This is a genomic window from Streptomyces sp. HUAS MG56, from assembly GCF_058673395.1.
On record NZ_CM178722.1, the window covers coordinates 5,272,551 to 5,289,946 of the forward strand.

Consider the following 17,396-nt stretch of genomic DNA (forward strand, 5'->3'; position numbering starts at 1 on the left):
AGGTAGGGTCCCCTGTGCACTACTGCTTCAAATCTGAAGCAGCCGCCTCTGGAGGGACCCGCATGCCCGACACCCCCGCCGCCACGCCGCGCGCCCGCGTCCGGGTTCCGCTGCGCTTCCACGACGGCTACAGCGTCGACGCCGAACTCGTCACCTTCCACGGCCTGGCCGACGGCCAGGAACACGTCGCCGCCGTCCTCGGCGACCCGGCCCCGGGCTCCGTACCGCTGGTGCGGCTGCACTCCGAGTGCCTCACCGGCGACGTCTTCGGCTCGGCCCGCTGCGACTGCGGCCCCCAGCTGCGCGAGGCGGTCGAGCGCATCGCCGACCGGGGCGGTGTGCTGCTCTACCTGCGCCAGGAGGGCCGCGGCATCGGCCTGTACAACAAGCTCGACGCCTACGCCCTCCAGGACCAGGGCCTCGACACCTACGAGGCGAACGCCGCGCTCGGCCTGCCGGAGGACGCCCGCGACTACACCGCCGCCGCGCAGATGCTCGCCGCCCTCGGCATCGGCGAACTGGACCTGCTGTCCAACAACCCTGACAAGGCCGAGCAGTTGAGGTCGCTGGGCGTCGTCGTCCGGGACCGGGTGCCGACCGGCGTCTTCACCACCGCCCACAACGTCCGCTACCTGCGCGCGAAGGTCCTCCAGACCCAGCACACGCTGCCGCTGGCCGAGCTGACGGAGCGGACGGGGCTGACGGAGCGGACCGCGGGCTGAGGGAGCGGACCACGGGCCGGCCTCACGCCCGGCGGCGGCCGGGGAGGCGCAGGGCCGGCAGAGCGGAGAGGGCCAGCAGGCCCGCCGCCACCGCGTAGGCGATCCGGAAGCCCGCCGGATCCTGGCCCGCCGCGCCGAGCACCACCGACAGCACCGCCGTGCCCACCGACGCCCCGAGCTGGGAGTTGATGCTGAGCGCGGTGCTCGCCGCGGGCATCCGGTCCACGGGCAGGTCCCGGCTCGCGGTCGCCGTCGTCGGCATCAGCACCATGCCGATGCCGGCGCCCATCACCATGGCCGAGGCGACGAACCGCCAGGTCGCGACCCCCGGCACGCCCGCCTGCCAGGCCAGCAGCGCCATCCCGAGGGCGGCGAGCGCGATGCCGGCCGGGACGAGCCGGCGCGGCGAGGCCCGGTCGACCCACCGCGCCGCGAGCTGCATCGCCGTACCGACGACAAGCCCGGTCGGGGCGCCCAGCAGCCCGGCCGCCGTCGCGCTCAGGCCCCGCTCCTGCTGCCAGTACAGCGGGCCGAGCAGCGCCGAGCCGAAGTAGCCGCAGGTGAACAGCGCGAGTGTGGCGATGCCCGCGGCGAAGGTGCGGTCGCGCAGCAGCCGCAGGTCCAGGAGAGGTGCACTGATCGTCAGCGCCCGGCGGACGAAGGCGGCCGTCAGGGCGGCACCGGCGAGGGCGGGCAGCAGGACGCCGGGGGCGGTGAAGTCGCCGCCCTCGCCGCCCCGGGCCAGGCCGTAGAGCAGCAGGGCGAGACCCGGCGAGAGCATCAGCAGGCCGGGGACGTCCAGGCGGGCGGCGGCACGCGTCGCCGCGTCCGGTTCGTCGCGCGGCAGCAGCCGCAGCGCGAGGGCCAGGGCGACGAGGCCCACGGGCAGGTTCACCAGGAAGATCCAGTGCCAGGACGCCGCGTCGACCAGCCAGCCGCCCAGCATCGGGCCGACGACCGGCCCGACCAGGACAGGCAGTCCGCCGACGGCCATCGCGCGGCCGAGCCGGCGCCGGTCGGCGACCCTCAGCACCATCGTCATCGCGACCGGCTGGAGCAGCCCGCCGCCCAGCCCCTGCACCACGCGGAAGGCGATGAGGCTGCCCGCGTCCCAGGCGCAGGCGGCGAGCAGGGAGCCGAGGGTGAACAGGACGAGCGCGGTCGTGTACGTACGCCGGGCGCCGATCCGGGCCATCGCCCAGGCGGCGACCGGGACGACGGCGGCGAGCGCGAGCGCGTAGGCGGTGGCGGTCCACTGGACGGTCTCCAGCGGGGCGCCGAAGGACTCCGAGAGCGAACGCATCGCGACGTTCACGATCGTCACGTCGAGCACGGACATCACCGAGCCGATGACGGTGACGGTGAGCGTGCGGCGCAGGGCGATGGCCGGATCGGGTGCCGGCCGGTACGTCGGTGCCGCGACGGACCGGGTACCGCTGCTGCTCATCTCCGTCCCCGCCCTCAGCCCGCGTAGGGACGCTCGGCGCGCGCGGCCCGCAACGCCCGTCCCCACCAGGCGAGTTGACCGAGCATGCCCTTGGCGGCACCGGTGCAGACGTCGGCGTCGCGCGGGGTGCCGTCCTCGGTGAGGCCGGACCAGGGCCCGTGCAGGCTGACCGAGTCGCGCACGGTCATGGCGTGCAACTCGGCGAAGACCAGCCGAAGTTGCTCGACCGCGCGCAGCCCGCCGCCGAGACCGCCGTACGACACGAAGCCGACCGGCTTGGCCTGCCACTGGGTGTAGTGCCAGTCGACGAAGTTCTTCAGGGACGCCGGGAAGCTGTGGTTGTACTCGGGCGTGACGACGACGAACGCGTCGGCGGCGGCGAGCCGCGGCGAGATGCCGCCCAGTACGGCGGCGGTCTCCGGGCCCGGCCCGCCGCCCCAGCCGGGCAGCACGAGCGGCAGGTCCACCTCGGCGAGGTCGATGACTTCGAGGTGGAGGCCGGCGTCACCGGCGGCGGCGCCGAGGAACCAGTCGGCGACGGCCCGGCCCGCCCGTCCCTCGCGGACGCTGCCGACGACGACGGCGACGCGCAGCGGTGCGTCATGGGCCGGGGATACGGCTTCGTTGCTGGTCACAGACACAGATGTCCCCCATCTTCCTGCGGTGGGCCACCCGTTGCGGCCTTCCGCTCCAGCAAGGTACAACGTTCGTTGTAATAATTACAACGAACGTTGTCAGTCGGCTAGAGTGACGGTCACAGAAGGAGGCGGGCGTGAGCGAAACGAACAAGTCCAGACTGGAACGGGCACGGCGCGAGGTCTCCCCGCGCAAACTGGAGAAGCAGATCGCCATCGCGAGCGCGTCCTGCACGGTCTTCGGGCGCGAGGGTTACGCGCGCGCCTCGGTCGACGCGCTCGCCGCCGAGGCCGGCGTCTCCACGCGCACGCTCTACAACCACTTCCCCGGCGGCAAGGCACAGCTGTTCCAGACCGTGGTGACCTGGACGTCGGGCGAGGTCCGCGACGCCCAACTGGCCCGGCTGCGCGAGATGCTGGACCCGGCGCGACCCCCGCACGCCGAGGACCTGGAGCGCGACCTGGTCGCCCTGGCCCGCGCGTTCGTCGGCCTCATGACCGAGCACCCGAACCACTTCGCCCTCGTCCGGCACATCCACGCCGAGGCCGACCACGTACCGCCGGAGGTCCTGACGGCCTGGCACGAGGAGGGACCGGCGCCGGTCGGCCGGGCCGTCGCCGAGGCGATGACCCACCTCGCCGGGGCCGGCCTGCTCGACCTGCACGGCGACCCGGCCATGTCCGCCGCCCACTTCATGGCCCTGACGACGCACACGATCACCCAGCTCAGCCACTACGGCGTCCTGCCCCTGCCGCCGGCCGAGACCGACCGCCTGATCGGCGGCGGGGTCGCGGCCTTCCTGCGGGCCTACGGCCGGGCCGGGGCCGGCCCCACCGGCTGAACATCAGCCCGCCGAGCCCCCTCCGCTGCCGGTCCCGGATCTACGCCGGCTCGGCCTCCCCCAACGCGCCCAGACCCACACGGGCGATCGACGTCCCCACCTCCCCCACTCCGGCAACCGGAACCCGGCCACGGCGAACGGCCACCCTTACGGGGCGGCCCCCTGAACTCCGGGAGGGGCGAACCCGGTTCGAAGACCGGCCACCGAAGGCGACGGCTGGGGGCGGCCAGGAGGGGACGGCCGGGGGGCCGCGGCCGGGGGATGGTGGCGGCAGCGCCGACGGCCGCCTTCGGGTCGATGCCCACCGCGTCGGCAGGCGCGCACGGGCGGACATCCATCGCGCCGACGACCGCGCGGCCGCGCGTGCTGCCGCGTGACGGGCTCACCGGAAGGCGGCCAGGTCGGTCTCCGGCAGCGGAGCCGCGTACGCCCAGCGGAACCGGGTCGGCCCACGCGGGAGCGGGATACGGCCGCCCGGCCGTCACACCCTCACCCGCACGCGCACCCGCACCCGCACCCGCACCCGCACCGATCCTTGCCCCGGCCCACCCCGGTCTCCGTGCCGCACAACTCCATACGCAGTACTCTCCCTGGAGTGGTAAGCCGACCCGGTACGGACGTACCCCACACGGGAGCCTGATTTCATGGTGAGACGCAATGACCAGCGGCGGGCCGCGCTCGTCGACGCCGCGATCGAGGTGCTGGCCCGGGAGGGCGCGCGGGGGCTGACCTTCCGTGCGGTCGACGCCGAGGCGGCCGTGCCCACCGGCACGGCGTCCAACTACTTCGGCAGCCGGGACGACCTGCTCACCCAGGCCGGCGCTCGCGTCTACGAGCGGCTCCAGCCCGACGAGGCGACGATCGACCGCCAGCGCACGGCCGGCCGCGACCGGGAGACGTACGCGCTGCTGATGCGCGAACTCGTCGGCCGGATCGCCTCCTTCCGCACCGGCTACCTCGCGCTGCTGGAACTCCGCCTGGAGGCCACCCGCCGCCCCGAACTGCGCGCGGTGCTCACCGAGCGCGTGCGCGCCGACCTCGCCGCCAACGTCGCTTACCACGAGTCCTCCGGCCTGCCCGGCGACGCCACGGCCGTAAAACTGCTCTATCTCTCGCTGAACTGGCTGATCGTCGAACAGCTCACCCTGCCGGACGTCCTGTCGGAGACGGAACGGGACGAGCTGGTGACCGCCGCCGTCGAACGGATCGTCATCTCGGACTAGGCCGGAAGAGAGGGCGGACTAGGCCAGAAGCGGGGCATCCCCGCTATATTCACGGAATGCAATTTCCTGCCCACTCACATTTTCGCCAATTGCTTCATTAGGCCCACAGGGCACACTTTCGAGTTACAGAAATACCCGAATGCCCGACACCCGCGCCTCATGAGGGGCTCGTTAGGCGGTCGTGACACGCACCGAAAGGCATGCAGCCGGCAACCTTCACGGGACCATCACACTCCAGCTGGACTCCAGCGACCGTGACGGGTTCCTCGACGGGCTCATCGACGGTTGTTCGGATCTTCTCGACGATTTCCTGAGAAGGATCAGCCAGCTGGAAAGTGATTACTCGCGGGCGATGGTGGGGCTGTAGGACTTATCTGATGGACAGGATTCACAATGAAGACATCTTCTGTGACGCCGAGTTCAGCACGATCGAGATGCAGTGGGATCCGGTCGAGGAGCTGGCCCAGATGCTGTCGGGAGCGGCCACCACGGCCACACCCGACGAGGCTCCGCCGGCCGGACGCTCCAGTCACCGGCGCAACCGGCGGCGGGTCCACGCGGATTCCCGCTGGATGCGCGACAGCCAGCGCGGGGCACACGTCACGATCCTGATCGCCACCATCTCGGTGTGCGCGGTGTGCATGTTGGGCTGGTCTTTTTCTTATTCCTATGCACAGCTCCGTGCCACCGCGTCCGGCGTATTGCCGATGCACTTGGCACGGTGGTGGCCGCTGACGGTGTACGGACCGTGGCTCGTGGCTGCCCTCTCCATTCTGCGGGCCACCGTGCAGAATCGGAGCGCGCGGCGGTCCTGGTGCGTTCTGCTGGGCGCCTCCGCGATGGCCGTCGCCCTGTGCGTCAGCCATTCATCACATTCACTGCTTTCACTGATCATCTTCGGAATTCCGCCGATCACCGCACTGGTGTGTTTCTGGGAGATCGTCGGCCAGGTCTCGTCCAAGGTGACCAGACCCCGGCACGCCGCGCACGACCGGCGCGGCACCAAACCGCAGGGGCCGTACGACAGCCTGTGAGACGGGGGCACCGGCAGGGCCGCCGTACCCGGACCTGACCCGCCGGTGCCCCGCCGGTTCCCCACCGGTGCCTCACCGGTGGTGGCCGTGGTGCGGGCCGGGTGTGCGGCACAGCGCGATGACCGCCGCGTCGTCGTCGAGGCGGCCGCCGACGTGCGCGAGCAGATCGCGCCGGAGCGAGTGCACCAGCTTCTCGGGGCTCTGTCCGGCCCACAGCACGGCCCGCTCGGCGAGCGGATAGAAGGCACCCGAGGTGTCCCGGGCCTCGATGACGCCGTCGGTGTAGAGCAGGAGCGTGTCGCCGGGCTCGAAGGAGAGCACGTCGACGGTGTACGTGCTCGGCGCCAGCCGGCCGATCCCCAGCGGGGGCGCCGGGTGCAGGGGAACCGTGACCGCGCTGTCCGGGCCGAGCAGCAGCGGTGGGGGGTGCCCGCAGCTGATGATCCGGGTGACGCGGTCGTCGTCGGGGACCTCCAGCAGCAGCGCGGTGGCGAACTGCTCCCCGCTCTCCCCGGTGGGCGCCAGCTGGGCCAGGTTCCGGGTCACGCTCTGTTCCAGCGCGGCGGCCAGCGCCGGCAGACCGGCGTGCTGGTGGGCGGCCTCCCGGAAGGCCCCGATCAGCAGGGCGGCCTCGCCGATGGCCGGCAGGCCCTTGCCGCGCACGTCTCCGATCATGATCCGGACACCGCCGTCGACGGGGGTGGCCGCGTACAGGTCGCCGCCGATCTGGGCCTCGTCCTCGGCCGCCATGTACAGCACGGCGACCCGCACACAGCCGAGCTGGTCGGGCAGCGGCCACAGCAGCACGTGCTGCGTGGCCTCGGCGACCGTACGCACCCGGGCCAGCTGGCGGCGGTGCCGCTCACGCAGCACGCAGAAGACCACGACCAGGGCCGACAGCACCGCCAGGGCGAGGATCTGCACCAGCACGTTGCGGGTGAGCAGCACGCCGAAGTGCCAGCCGATGTACGCCTGCGCCGCCACGGTCAGCAGCCCGACCAGCGCGGTCAGCCAGGGGCCTGCGAAGTAGGCGGTGATCGCGGGGGCGATGACCAGCAACGGCCCCAGATGGATGTCCTCCGGGACGAGTTGGTCCACCGCCGTGATCACCACGATGATCGTGACCGGAACCGCCAGCAGCGCATGGCCCGACCGCCATGGCCGCCGCCCGGCGGCCCCGCCCTGCCGGAGATGCATGTATCCACACTGCACCGCGCCGCAGCGGCTGACGACCGGAAGCACCCACGCGCGGGATCCGGCCGCCCGCCCCGGAAACACCACGGCGCCCGGACCGGCCGAAGCCGGTCCGGGCGCCGCGTGGCGAGCCGAAGGGGAAGATCCCCCGCCCGCCGTCCGTAGGCCCTGTGGGACTCGAACCCACAACCAATGGATTAAAAGTCCTGGTCGGGGTGTGCCGGGTGGTTCCGGACGCTGCTTGGGTGTCCGGAACCACCTGGTCAGAGCATGTGCGGTGTGATGCGCGGTGCACCTCATGACGGCTCGTGCCACGCCGTCCGCTCACGCATCGCTCACGCAGACCATGGGTTTGACCAGCACAGATACGCGCCCCGAAGCAGGACTCCACCGCGCAGGAGCGCCGACGTCGAGTCCGCGGCAGCAGCGGATGTCGGTTGTCGTGACGGCGAGCCCTGAGTGACGCGGTCTGTCGCGTCATGAGATGAACTTCACCTCCGGGAAGGCCGGGGATGGGCCGTCGAGCAGGTGCCCCCGGTGCCGCAGGTGCAGGTCGAAGAAGGCGAGCGGGTAGGCCTGCTGGATCCGCACCGCCCGGGCCGGATCCAGTGTGCCGATCCAGGACTGAAGATCCGCGTCGCTCATCCCGACGGCCTGTGCCAGCTGTGGGATCAGGAACTGGACGTCGCAGTACGACGAGTGAACCGCGCCCTCCGCCTGGACGTTGAGCCGCCACCCCCGCAGGTGCGACCAGAACTCGGCGACGCTCGGCTGCGTGGCCCGGGGGTACTCGGCGGTCATCAGCATGAACGGCCGGTCCAGGTCGGTGGTGACCGTCGGCTGCATCGGCCCGTCGAAGCTCAGCCCGGCCCGGACACGCGGGTCCTCGCTCATCACGAACGCCGTCGCCGACGCGCCCTTCGACCAGCCGAACATGCCGATGCGCTGCGGATCGGGGGCGCCGAGCAGGCCGGCCGGCGGCAGTCGTTGTTCGGCGTCGGGGTTGCGCCCGGCGGCGAGGTCCTCGACGCGGTCGAGCACGAACCGTATGTCGGTGGCGAAGTCCCGTGGTGTCAGGTTGGGTATGTCGAGCGGGACCGTGAGCCGGCCGTCGGGGAACACGCTGAACGCGTCGTACGTGTGGTCCACCGTGACCACCACATATCCGTGGCTGGCGAGCTCCTGCACCACGATGGTGGCGTCCGCACGGTGATCGTGCGCGCCGTGCGAGAAGACGACGACGGGCAGTCGGCGGCCTGTTCGCAGTACCGGGGCGCCCTCGTGGCCTGCCGTGAGCGGTGCCACCGCGACATCGGCCGGAAAGCCCTGCGCCGTGAGGAGTGCCCGCACCACGGCGGGGGACGTCCAGGAGGCCAATGGGCCCCGTTTGACGCCCCGGGCGGGGTACCAGACGGCGGCCATCAGCTCGCGGTGATGCCCGGGGCCGGCCACGGGATCCGGACGTGAAGTGTCGACGAGGTGCAGGGGCACCGTGCCGACCGGGTACGGTCCGGTGGGCACGGGCAGGGTGAGCTGCACCGGGCCCGGGGCGTTCGAAGCTGCCCACGCTGGGCGGGCGATGCCCATCGGCATGGCGGCCCCGACTGCCAGCGCGGCTCCGAGCATGCGGCGGCGCGTCATTCCTTCTCGGTTCATGAACGGCGTGGTTGTCATGGACCCTCCCTGGGTTCTGGGCAGCAGTGAGCTACGCGCGGCGCCTGGGCCGTCGGCCCCAGGCGGCACTGTTCCGGTCTTGATCAGCTCAGTGGCTCGGTGGAGTGCGGCCGTCCCCCGGCGCGGACATGAGGTAGGCGAGTACGGCCAACACCCGGCGGTTGTCGTCGTCAGAAGGGGCGAGCTCCAGCTTGGTGAAGATGCTCGTGCTGTGCTTGGACACGGCCTTCTCGCTGATGAAGAGCCGGTTCGCGATGGCGCTGTTGGAGCGTCCCTCGGCCATGAGCTCCAGCACCTGGCCTTCCCGTTCGGTAAGCCTGGAGAGGGGTTCGCGTTCGCCACGGCTGCGGCGGCCGAGCAGCTTGGTGACCACTTCGGGGTCCATGACCGTGCCGCCCGCGGCGACCGTACGGATCACGTCGACGAACTGGTCGTCGCTGAAGACCCGGTCCTTGAGCAGGTAGCCGACCCCTCCGGCCTGGTCGGCGAGCAGCTCCTCGGCGTAGATCTGCTCGACGTACTGCGAGAGCAGCAGGATCGGCAGCCCGGGTATCCGTTCCCGGGCGGACAGCGCCGCACGGAGTCCGTCATCGGTGTGGGTGGGCGGCAGCCTGATGTCCACGATCGCCAGGTCCGGCCGGAACTCCAGCAGCGCACCGAGCAGACCCGGCGCGCTGTCGGTGGCCGCCACGATCTCGAACCCACGTGCCTTGAGGAGCCGGACCAGCCCCTCCCGGAGCAGGAAGAGATCCTCCGCGACGACTACGCGCACGGCACCTCCATGACCACGATCGTCGGCCCACCAGGCGGGCTGCTGACCGCCAGGATGCCGTCGAAGGCCGCCAGCCGTCGCTCCACCCCGGCCAGCCCGGTGCCCCGGGCGGGATCCGCGCCCCCCACCCCGTCGTCGACCACCTCGATGCGCAGCAGCCCGCCCGTCCGGGCCATGCGGATCTGCAGGCCGTGCGCCGAGGCGTGCCGGACGGCGTTGGTGACCACCTCGGCGACGGCGAAGTAGCAGGCCGACTCCAGCGGGGCGGCGAGCCGCCCGGGCAGCTCGATCTCGGTCTCACACGGCAGGGGCAGGTCCAGCGCGAGCGCCCGGACCGCCTCCCCCAGACCCCGGTCGGCCAGCATCGGCGGGTGCATCCCTCTGATCAGGCCGCGCAGTTCCTCCAGTGCCGCCGCAGAGGCGACGCGGGCCTCCACGACGAGAGCGGCGGCCTCGTGCGGATCGCTGTGGATCATCTCCTCCGCGACCCGGAGGTTCATCCCGATGGTGACCAGCCGTCCCTGTGCGCCGTCGTGCAGGTCTCGCTCGATCCTGCGCAGCTCCGCGGCCGCGGAGCTGACCGCGTCGGCCCGTGTCTCGGTCAGCTCCCGCACCCGTCGGGCCAGCGCCGGGTCCGGCCCCCGACCGAGCAGCCGACCGGCATCCGCCAGCACGGTCCTCGGCAGCAGCCACAGCCCGAGGGCCAGCAGCACGGCCCCCTGGATGCCGCCGAGGACCGACGCATGGTGAGCCACCATCTCAAAGTTGAGGGACGGCGCCGGCATGCCTGGGGAGCCGAACTTCCGTACTTCCACCAGGTGTTGCCCGAACCCGCTCTGTGCGATGTCGTACACCCCGATCCCCACCAGCCCCAGGACAGCCAGGTTCGCCGCCGCCCTCGGCCACCGCACCAGCCCGGCCACGACGGCCGCCAGCAGTGCCAGCCCGACCAGGTAACTCACCACTGCCGGTCCGATCCCGGTGCCCGGCGGCGCGGACTGCCACAGATCGAGGCCGAACAGGTTGCCGGTCATCACAACGATGGCGGGCAGCAGCAGGGCCCAGCGCGCGGACCTGAGCGCATCGGCTCCGGCAAGGCGCTCGGGCCTACCGTTCGCCGGCCGGCGCAGAGCCGCACCGGCGAAGGCGGCGAGCACCGGGATGCTCACACAGCCCACCAGGATATTCAGGGGTGTCAGGCCGTAGGAAACAGAGGAACGCGTGACCGCATGAGTGAGCCAGTACGTCCATTCCAGCAGTTCGCCGGTCACCGCCGCGACCACGGGCAGTACCCACCGCCTGGGCACGCGCGCCGAGGAGAGCAGCGTGGTGGCCAGTAGGCCGGCCATCAGCAGCGCCGACGCGAGCAGCCCGTCGGGCTGGAGATCTGGCACGGTGACGACGTAGCCGCCCGTTCCTTCGGTGTTGTGCAGGGCAAGCACCAGAGCCGGCACACTGCCGTACGCGGCCGTACCCACCAACCCCGCCACGACCGGCCAGCCGATCCGCCCAACCGGTCGCGCGCCACGCGTCGGCCGGTCCCACACCTGCTCCGCCCTGAAGGCCAGCACGACACAGACCGTGGTCAACGCCACGAGCACGCCCCCCGGCCAGGGCGCCCCGTTCACCGGAACCGGAAACGGCCACATATCCGCCCCTCGTCTCATCTCCCCGGCCACGCGCTGTGGCCTGGAGATCATGCTGCTGCGCGGGAACCGGCAAGCACCATGGGCCGAAACCTACTTCCGGGGTAGGCAAACACCTACTCCGGCCGGGAAGCCTCTGCGGAAGTGTCGGCAGGGAAAGAGACAGACGGGACGTGCGGGGAGTGCTCTGCGTACCAAGGTGAGCTCCGCCTGCCTGCGCCACTCTTGCCGCCTGCCGTAGGTAGTCGCAGCGAGCGGCGACTTGAGGCAGGCGCACCTATGCACTTGAAGTGCGAGCACCATCACGCCCAATCACTTGATTCCCACACAGAATTGGTGGCTGGAAATCGCTCTGCAGCAGGCAGTGAGTGAGCTCCAGCAGGTGCTGGAGATCGTCCGGGACGTCGCGCGCGAGGTATACGCGACCAATGCCGACCGTCATGACCCGTCACACGGGGACGACAACGGCACCTTCGCTCAGCTGGTCTGGCGGAACATCGCCAACCTCTCCTTCCAGAGGCTCAACCAAGCAGGGATTCCGGTCCGAAGGGTGGCCGGTGGGGCCATCGAGGTCATCTCCGGGTCGTGGGTCGTGAGGATCTACAAGTTCCCGCTGACCGCACCTGACAAGGTGCGGGACAAGCTCGAACAGCTCAGCTGGGACGGCAGTGCCGCTCGGCTCCGAGGTGCCGTGCTGAACAGCTCGATGAAGGGGCAGCTGGCGTTCGACCATGACCCGGACTGGGCTGACAGCTTCGCTGAAGTTGTTCGGCAGGGGCATGTTCGGATCATGCACACGGGTGACCCGGAGACGGGAAACTGCGTCATCGAAGTGGGCCTTCCGCGCGACAACCGAGAAGGCGGTTCGCCTTGGCTTGATGGCACACTCGAGATCCATAATGATCTCCAGCTGAGCCTCCCGGCTCCGCGGTCGGCAAAGGACGCACTCGTCTACCAGGTCGGTCTGCCCTCAGCGGGACTTCCGGATCGAGACGGCGAGCTGCCGTCTGCAACGGATTCCAACGAGGGTCGGCCCGTTACAGGGAAGGCGCCGAAGGCTCTGGACTACACCGACCTCGAAGAGAACGAGCTGCCGCTTCGCCGGCGCACTGACGAGACGCGCGACTTGCGCGAGAACACAGACTGAGAAATCCATGCCGACACCGCTTCGAGGATCGAGAGGCGCTGAATTCGCCTCCCGCTCCTTCGAACCTGAAGCTCTGACCACAGCCCGTCAGCTTCGGGGACTCCGGAAGAACGAGCTCGCCAGGAAGGTTGGGCTTACACCAGCAGCGGTCAGCCAGTACGAGCTGGGCCAGAGTCGGCCTTCAGCCTCGGTCGTTGCGCAGCTGGCCATTGCTTTGGGTGTGCCGGCCACGTTCTTCGCTACGGGGCACCCGCATCCAACGATGCCCAGCGCCGCCCACTTCCGAAGCCTCAGGGCGACGACACAGCTGCAACGGGATCAGGCTGTCGCATTCGGCAAGATCGTCTGGCGGCTCGTTACGACGGTCGAGCACTACGTGGAGCTTCCCCCTGCAAGACTGCCGCGCCTGGCCCTGCCGGCCGAGCCGAGCAGGGCTGACATCGCGGCCATAGCTCGCGATGCTCGCGATGCCATGGGCGTTCCTAGTGGACCGATCCCCCATGTGGCCCGACTACTCGAAGCCCATGGCGTCGTGGTCCTGGAGCTACCAGCCATGTCCAAACGGGTGGATGCCTTCTCCCATTGGTACGGGAGCAGGCCGCTGATCTTCCGGAATCCTGCCAAGAACGACAAGGCTCGGTCGCGATTCGACGCAGCTCACGAGGCCGGACACTTGGTCATGCACCTTGATGCTGAGCCTGGAAGCCGCATCGTCGAGAACCAGGCGCATGACTTCGCCGCCGAGTTCTTGATGCCAGGCGCCGAGGTCCTTGAGGAACTGCCGCAGAGACTCGACTGGGAAGCGCTCTACGCGCTGAAGCGACGCTGGGGTACTTCCCTTAAAGCCCTCGTCTACCGTGCCCATGCCCTCGGTGCTTTCCGGGAGACAACGTACAAGCGAGCCATGATGATGCTGTCTCAGCACGGCGATCCGGAGCCGTGTGACCTCGGCCCTCGCGAAGCGCCACTCTTGCTTGAGAAGGCGGTCCGCCTCTGCGAGGAGACAGGCGTTTCGTTCGATGAACTTGTCTCCCGCTCGGGCTTGCCCTTCGAGCTGGCGAACGAGGTCTACGCCACCGCGACCATGACGAGGCCGCGTCTTGCACTGGATGCATCCGACGAGAGCGAAAAGCCGACCGCCCCCGAGGTGCTGACGCTGTTCCCCAGCTGACCGTCGTAGTCACAGCAGTTGCGCGTCCCCCACTCCAGCTCACTCCTGGCCGGCCTGTTCCGGGTCGCATGGCCACGGTGACGCCGTGCTGGTCACTACTTCCACCCGTCCAGCGATACCTGGGGGCCGCCGGTGAGATATCGGCGGAGGGCACTGGCAGTGGTGTCCACGAAGTCTTCCGGGATGGCGTCGGCGTCCGTCCAGCAAACCTGTGCGTGCTTCCGTGGCTCGCGGTTCTCCGGTTCACCGGTCCATTCATGGGCGGCGAAGAGAACCGTGAGGAACCCGTTGGGAGCTTCGACGCCCCAGGCGCCGTGGATGATGTGGGCGACCTTCAGGGACTCAGGCTTCACTGTTAGGCCGGTTTCCTCGTACAGCTCGCGTACGGCGGTCTCGGTGATCGGCTCGCCCGGCTCGCTCTTGCCGACGGGCAGGTCCCACATGCCCTTGGCGAACTTGGCGTTCTGGCTGCGCTGGAGGAGGACGACGCGGTTGGTGGCCTTGTCGTGGACGATGACGGCGGCGACGAGGAGAGTCATGGATTCGAGGGCGGGCATGAGGGCTTTGGGCTGGTCGTCAGTTGTCCGCTGAGCCACGGTTGTGTCCCTTCGTCGGCCGGTTGGTGGGCAGCTTAGGCCAGTACTTCGCGTGCACGACGGGCGAGTTCGGCGGCTCCGGGCACTCTGCGCCGCATCCTCGCCACGACCGACCTGCCGCCCATCACCCTGCGGGACCTGCGCCACGTGGCCGCGACGCTCACGCACGGAGGCGGCGGTGACATCCACACCGTGAAGGAGACGCTCCGGCACTCCACCATCACGCTGACCTCGGACACGTACACGAGCCTGCTCCCGGAGCTGGACCGCGAAATCGCCGAGAAGGCAGCGAAGCTGATCCCTCGGTCACGTCCGGCCGCCGCCGAACCGTCCGCCCCTGCAGCGTCCGATCCGCAGGCCGCCAGCCCATCCGCGCACGCGTCACTCGGGGATTGAAGTCCCGGCCCGACAAGCGGCGGCCGGGCGTTGAGTTCGTGTCACTCGCTCTGCCTGGAGCCACTCCACTCCTCTTCCTCCTCCATGAACCGGATGCCGTCATGGGACAGTGAGGCGGTGGCGGGCGTCTTGTGCGACGTCCATTCAACGGTGATCAGGCCCTCGTCGGCCAGGTAGGCGCAGGCTGCGGACAGATCGTCGTCGGGCAACCGGAGCTCTTCGCGCAGTGCCGCCCCGCTGACCTCAGGTCGGTTGTGCTCCATGGCTCCGTAGAGTTGCCGGAGGATGGCCTTGCGGTAGGTCTTGCGTTCACGGAGTGTCGTCATGGCTGGCGCTCTCAGGCTGGTCTCCGAGGCTGCTGATGCCGACAGGCAGCCGACCCTACGGCCTCGCACACAGCCTCCGCCGCCCGGGTGCCCCGCTGCGTAGCTCCTCATGCGGCTTGCCCTGGCTGTATGCGGGCGTCCCGGCGATTCCCGGCGACGCCGATGCTCGCGGTGATGGGGAGTAGCGTGGTCAGAAGCGAGGCGGATCCCGTGTTCGCACCGGATCCCGGACAGGTGGTCCTCCATGACCGGCTCCGACACATCCCCTGGTTCCAGGCACCTGCCGAGCGGTGTGCACCATGCCGTGCGGCCGGGGAGTGCACTGCTCCGGCTGGAGACGACGGCATCGCGCGAAGGCGTCCTCGACGGGGCGTGGTGGCCACGGTCGCGCGACATCGGTGCCGAGCTGCCCGCGCTGCTGAGCGCCCTCACCGAGCATCTGGGACCTCTGACCCGCGTCGGGCTGGATGCCACGGCCTGGGAGGGGCTGCCGACCCGGATCGTCGTCGGCGACCACGTAGTACACGTGGACTCCTTCCCGGTGGGTGACGACACGGTCCTGATCACCCGGGGCGACCGGGACCTCTTCTCGCTGCTGGTGGTCCCACCGGACACGCCGCCCGAGGCCGCCCGCGCGGCGATGGCACAGGCCGTCCTGGCCGGCAACGTCAGCGAGGCGGAGCAGATCCTCATCGACACGGGAAGCGGGCAGAGGCCGTCCGGCTGACCCCTGTCGTAGCCGGTGGTGCGGTCAGCCGCGCCACTCCACGAGGAGCAGCGTCGCGTCGTCCGTCGTGTGTCCGCCCCGCGCCCGCTTGAGGGTGTGCGACAGGGAGCGCGCCACCGCCCGGACCCCGCGACCGGTCCTCTCCAGCCGGTTCACCCAGTCGATCAGCTGGTCCTCACCGAACTGCTCCTCACCCACGGCGTGTTCCTCGATCAGTCCGTCCGTGAAGCAGAGGACGCGGTCTCCGCGCTCCAGGTCCAGCTCGCCGACCTCTGGCTCCGCGCCGCCCATGCCGACCGGGAGGGTCGTGGGGACGTCCAGCCGACACATGACGCGGTGATCGCGCACGAGTACCGGTGGCGGGTGTCCCGCATTGACCCAGTGCATCCGCCCCGTGGCTGTGTCCAGCCGCATCATCTGGGCGGTGACGAAGTGGTCCGGGCCGAACTGGTGTACCACGGCGACGTCCATGGCGGCGTAGATCTCCGACAGGCCGGTGCCGAGGCGGCGGGCGTGACGGTAGGCGCCGATGGCCACGGTGGCCATGGTGGCCGCGCCCAGGCCGTGCCCCATCGCGTCGATCATGGCCACGTGGAGGATGTCACCGTTGAGCGCGTAGTCGAAGCTGTCCCCCGCCACGTCGTAGGCGGGCTCCAGGATCCCGGCCACGGCGACCCGCGGCATGACCATGGCCAGAGGCGGCAGCAGGGACCACTGGATCTCGGCGGCGACGCTCATCGGCTCACCGCGGCGGGTGGAGAAGAACAGGTCGGAGTAGCCGTGCTTGGTCACCAGCAGGTCGGCAACCAGGCCGGAGAGCCTGGCCAGCAGCCGCCGGTCGTCGTCATCGACCCGGTCCAGCGTCACGGCCATGACGCCCACCTGGTCGCCGCCGTCCAGCAGCGGCAGGTGGACCCGTACGCCGTCGGCCTCGGGCACCTCGACGGGCTGGGCATCGAGAAAGCACCGGCCCGCGACGGAAGCGTCGATGTCCTGCGGATCCCCGCCCGTGAGGCCCTCACCGCGCAGAGGTACGAGCAGCAACTGGCCGTAGTCCTGGAGCAGCACCTGCGGACGGCGGCCGCCGAGCCGCTCCACCACGTCGGCGACCAGCGGTCCGATGAGGTGGGGCGGGAGCTCGTGCGCCCGGTCGAGAACCGCCCCCAGAAGCGCTTCCCCGAAGCTCTCGGAGCGGTCCGTGCCCGGTTCGGCCGTCATCAGCTCACCCACCGTGATCCACACGGACACCGGCGGCGGGGTCGACCGGCGAAAGGACTACCCGTCCCATCACTCCATCATGGGCCGTGCTGTTCCCCCGCGCCCTCCCGGCCGAAGCCGTCCTCGACATGTGCCAAGGTGCGCTGAGCCGACAGCGGATTCCACGGATCGGCGGCGGCGGTCAGCAGGCGTTCGGCGGTTCCGGCCGGCTCGTCGGGCGGGACGACCAGCAGCTCCCAGCGCCCCAGGGTGCCGCAGTCCAGGGTGATGGCATGCTCCTCGGCGGTGGCGTCGCTCAGGACGACCTCGATCACGTGGTCCGGCGCCGACACGGTCAGTGGCGCGTCAGGCCAGGCCGCAGCGCCGACCGTGACGCGGGTGACCGTGCCAAGGCCGGGGTCGAGCGAGCCCACGAGCGCGGGCAGCTCCAGTTCCAGGGCGTCGCAACGCGGCCACCACGCTCCGCCCAGCGGGCCGTGGCTGGCCTCCGGCCTGAGCCTCAGCCGGGCCAGCGGCATCCTGTACGTGTGCGCGTCACTCGGCGGCCGGTCTCCTGCGGGCGGTGTGGGGGAGTCCATCGTGCGATCCCGTCCGGGCGGCCTGGAGCTGCCCTCGTTCGCCACTCG

Annotated in this window: 18 protein-coding genes and 2 pseudogenes; 10 read left to right on the top strand and 10 right to left on the bottom strand. The window is 70.4% G+C overall.

The genetic code is table 11. From position 1 onward, the window contains the following. Positions 1 to 62 precede the first annotated feature (62 nt). Complete coding sequence (locus AC4OXY_RS24945) at positions 63 to 722, top strand: GTP cyclohydrolase II (RefSeq protein WP_356029949.1); 660 nt, start codon at positions 63 to 65, stop codon at positions 720 to 722. Between the two features lie 22 nt (positions 723 to 744). Here AC4OXY_RS24945 and AC4OXY_RS24950 read toward each other — a convergent pair whose 3' ends face one another. Next, a complete protein-coding gene (locus AC4OXY_RS24950; protein ID WP_356029948.1) occupies positions 745 to 2,169 on the bottom strand; it encodes a DHA2 family efflux MFS transporter permease subunit in 1,425 nt (474 codons plus the stop codon). Positions 2,170 to 2,183: 14 nt separating this feature from the next. Continuing rightward, positions 2,184 to 2,810: an NADPH-dependent FMN reductase gene (locus AC4OXY_RS24955; protein ID WP_491991097.1), complete on the bottom strand. Its 627-nt coding sequence runs from the start codon at positions 2,808 to 2,810 to the stop codon at positions 2,184 to 2,186. Positions 2,811 to 2,941: 131 nt separating this feature from the next. Here AC4OXY_RS24955 and AC4OXY_RS24960 point away from each other — a divergent pair, with 131 nt between their 5' ends. From AC4OXY_RS24960 to AC4OXY_RS24975, 4 genes are all read left to right on the top strand, one after another. Continuing rightward, on the top strand, positions 2,942 to 3,646 hold the full coding sequence (locus AC4OXY_RS24960) for a TetR/AcrR family transcriptional regulator (RefSeq protein WP_356029946.1): 705 nt from the start codon (positions 2,942 to 2,944) through the stop codon (positions 3,644 to 3,646). A gap of 644 nt (positions 3,647 to 4,290) precedes the next feature. Further along, positions 4,291 to 4,869 (top strand): TetR/AcrR family transcriptional regulator, encoded by a 579-nt coding sequence (locus AC4OXY_RS24965; protein ID WP_356029945.1) that lies wholly within the window; start codon positions 4,291 to 4,293, stop codon positions 4,867 to 4,869. A 181-nt stretch (positions 4,870 to 5,050) separates the two neighbouring features. Then, a complete protein-coding gene (locus AC4OXY_RS24970; RefSeq protein WP_356029944.1) occupies positions 5,051 to 5,236 on the top strand; it encodes a hypothetical protein in 186 nt (61 codons plus the stop codon). A 10-nt stretch (positions 5,237 to 5,246) separates the two neighbouring features. Further along, entirely contained in the window at positions 5,247 to 5,903 is a 657-nt protein-coding gene (locus AC4OXY_RS24975; RefSeq protein ID WP_356029943.1) for a DUF2637 domain-containing protein, read from the top strand. A gap of 72 nt (positions 5,904 to 5,975) precedes the next feature. Here AC4OXY_RS24975 and AC4OXY_RS24980 read toward each other — a convergent pair whose 3' ends face one another. From AC4OXY_RS24980 to AC4OXY_RS24995, 4 genes are all read right to left on the bottom strand, one after another. Then, a complete protein-coding gene (locus AC4OXY_RS24980; protein ID WP_356029942.1) occupies positions 5,976 to 7,100 on the bottom strand; it encodes a PP2C family protein-serine/threonine phosphatase in 1,125 nt (374 codons plus the stop codon). Between the two features lie 474 nt (positions 7,101 to 7,574). Beyond that, positions 7,575 to 8,771: an alpha/beta hydrolase family protein gene (locus AC4OXY_RS24985; RefSeq protein ID WP_491991098.1), complete on the bottom strand. Its 1,197-nt coding sequence runs from the start codon at positions 8,769 to 8,771 to the stop codon at positions 7,575 to 7,577. A gap of 88 nt (positions 8,772 to 8,859) precedes the next feature. Beyond that, positions 8,860 to 9,543, bottom strand: coding sequence for a LuxR C-terminal-related transcriptional regulator (locus tag AC4OXY_RS24990; RefSeq protein WP_491991099.1), 684 nt, complete (start codon positions 9,541 to 9,543; stop codon positions 8,860 to 8,862). Next, the gene (locus AC4OXY_RS24995) at positions 9,534 to 11,138 is read right to left on the bottom strand and encodes a sensor histidine kinase (protein ID WP_491991100.1); all 1,605 of its coding nucleotides are present in this window, start codon (positions 11,136 to 11,138) and stop codon (positions 9,534 to 9,536) included. The genes AC4OXY_RS24990 and AC4OXY_RS24995 overlap by 10 nt, the downstream gene beginning before the upstream one ends. Before the next feature lie 367 nt (positions 11,139 to 11,505). Here AC4OXY_RS24995 and AC4OXY_RS25000 point away from each other — a divergent pair, with 367 nt between their 5' ends. The 3 genes and pseudogenes from AC4OXY_RS25000 to AC4OXY_RS25010 all read left to right on the top strand — a co-directional run bounded on the left by AC4OXY_RS25000 (position 11,506) and on the right by AC4OXY_RS25010 (position 13,507). Beyond that, positions 11,506 to 12,336, top strand: a complete 831-nt coding sequence (locus AC4OXY_RS25000; protein ID WP_376287788.1) for a hypothetical protein — start codon at positions 11,506 to 11,508, stop codon at positions 12,334 to 12,336. A 7-nt stretch (positions 12,337 to 12,343) separates the two neighbouring features. Further along, positions 12,344 to 12,559 (top strand): annotated as a pseudogene (locus AC4OXY_RS25005) (helix-turn-helix domain-containing protein); the annotation flags it as partial. Between the two features lie 39 nt (positions 12,560 to 12,598). Beyond that, positions 12,599 to 13,507, top strand: coding sequence for an ImmA/IrrE family metallo-endopeptidase (locus AC4OXY_RS25010; RefSeq protein WP_376288033.1), 909 nt, complete (start codon positions 12,599 to 12,601; stop codon positions 13,505 to 13,507). 95 nt (positions 13,508 to 13,602) lie between these two features. Here the strand turns inward: AC4OXY_RS25010 and AC4OXY_RS25015 are convergent, their stop codons facing one another. Next, positions 13,603 to 14,103, bottom strand: a complete 501-nt coding sequence (locus AC4OXY_RS25015) for an NUDIX domain-containing protein (RefSeq protein ID WP_402067396.1) — start codon at positions 14,101 to 14,103, stop codon at positions 13,603 to 13,605. Between the two features lie 84 nt (positions 14,104 to 14,187). Here AC4OXY_RS25015 and AC4OXY_RS25020 point away from each other — a divergent pair. Beyond that, positions 14,188 to 14,499: pseudogene (locus AC4OXY_RS25020) on the top strand (site-specific integrase); the annotation flags it as partial. A 41-nt stretch (positions 14,500 to 14,540) separates the two neighbouring features. Here AC4OXY_RS25020 and AC4OXY_RS25025 read toward each other — a convergent pair. Further along, on the bottom strand, positions 14,541 to 14,825 hold the full coding sequence (locus AC4OXY_RS25025) for a hypothetical protein (protein WP_491991101.1): 285 nt from the start codon (positions 14,823 to 14,825) through the stop codon (positions 14,541 to 14,543). A gap of 244 nt (positions 14,826 to 15,069) precedes the next feature. Between AC4OXY_RS25025 and AC4OXY_RS25030 the strand changes: the two genes are divergently transcribed. Next, complete coding sequence (locus AC4OXY_RS25030) at positions 15,070 to 15,552, top strand: DUF5994 family protein (RefSeq protein ID WP_150944920.1); 483 nt, start codon at positions 15,070 to 15,072, stop codon at positions 15,550 to 15,552. A gap of 24 nt (positions 15,553 to 15,576) precedes the next feature. On the opposite strand, the gene AC4OXY_RS25035 is transcribed toward AC4OXY_RS25030, so the two are convergent. Then, positions 15,577 to 16,770, bottom strand: a complete 1,194-nt coding sequence (locus tag AC4OXY_RS25035) for a PP2C family protein-serine/threonine phosphatase (protein WP_376288034.1) — start codon at positions 16,768 to 16,770, stop codon at positions 15,577 to 15,579. Between the two features lie 77 nt (positions 16,771 to 16,847). Continuing rightward, positions 16,848 to 17,348 (bottom strand): DUF5994 family protein, encoded by a 501-nt coding sequence (locus AC4OXY_RS25040; protein ID WP_491991102.1) that lies wholly within the window; start codon positions 17,346 to 17,348, stop codon positions 16,848 to 16,850. Between the last annotated feature and the right edge of the window lie 48 nt (positions 17,349 to 17,396).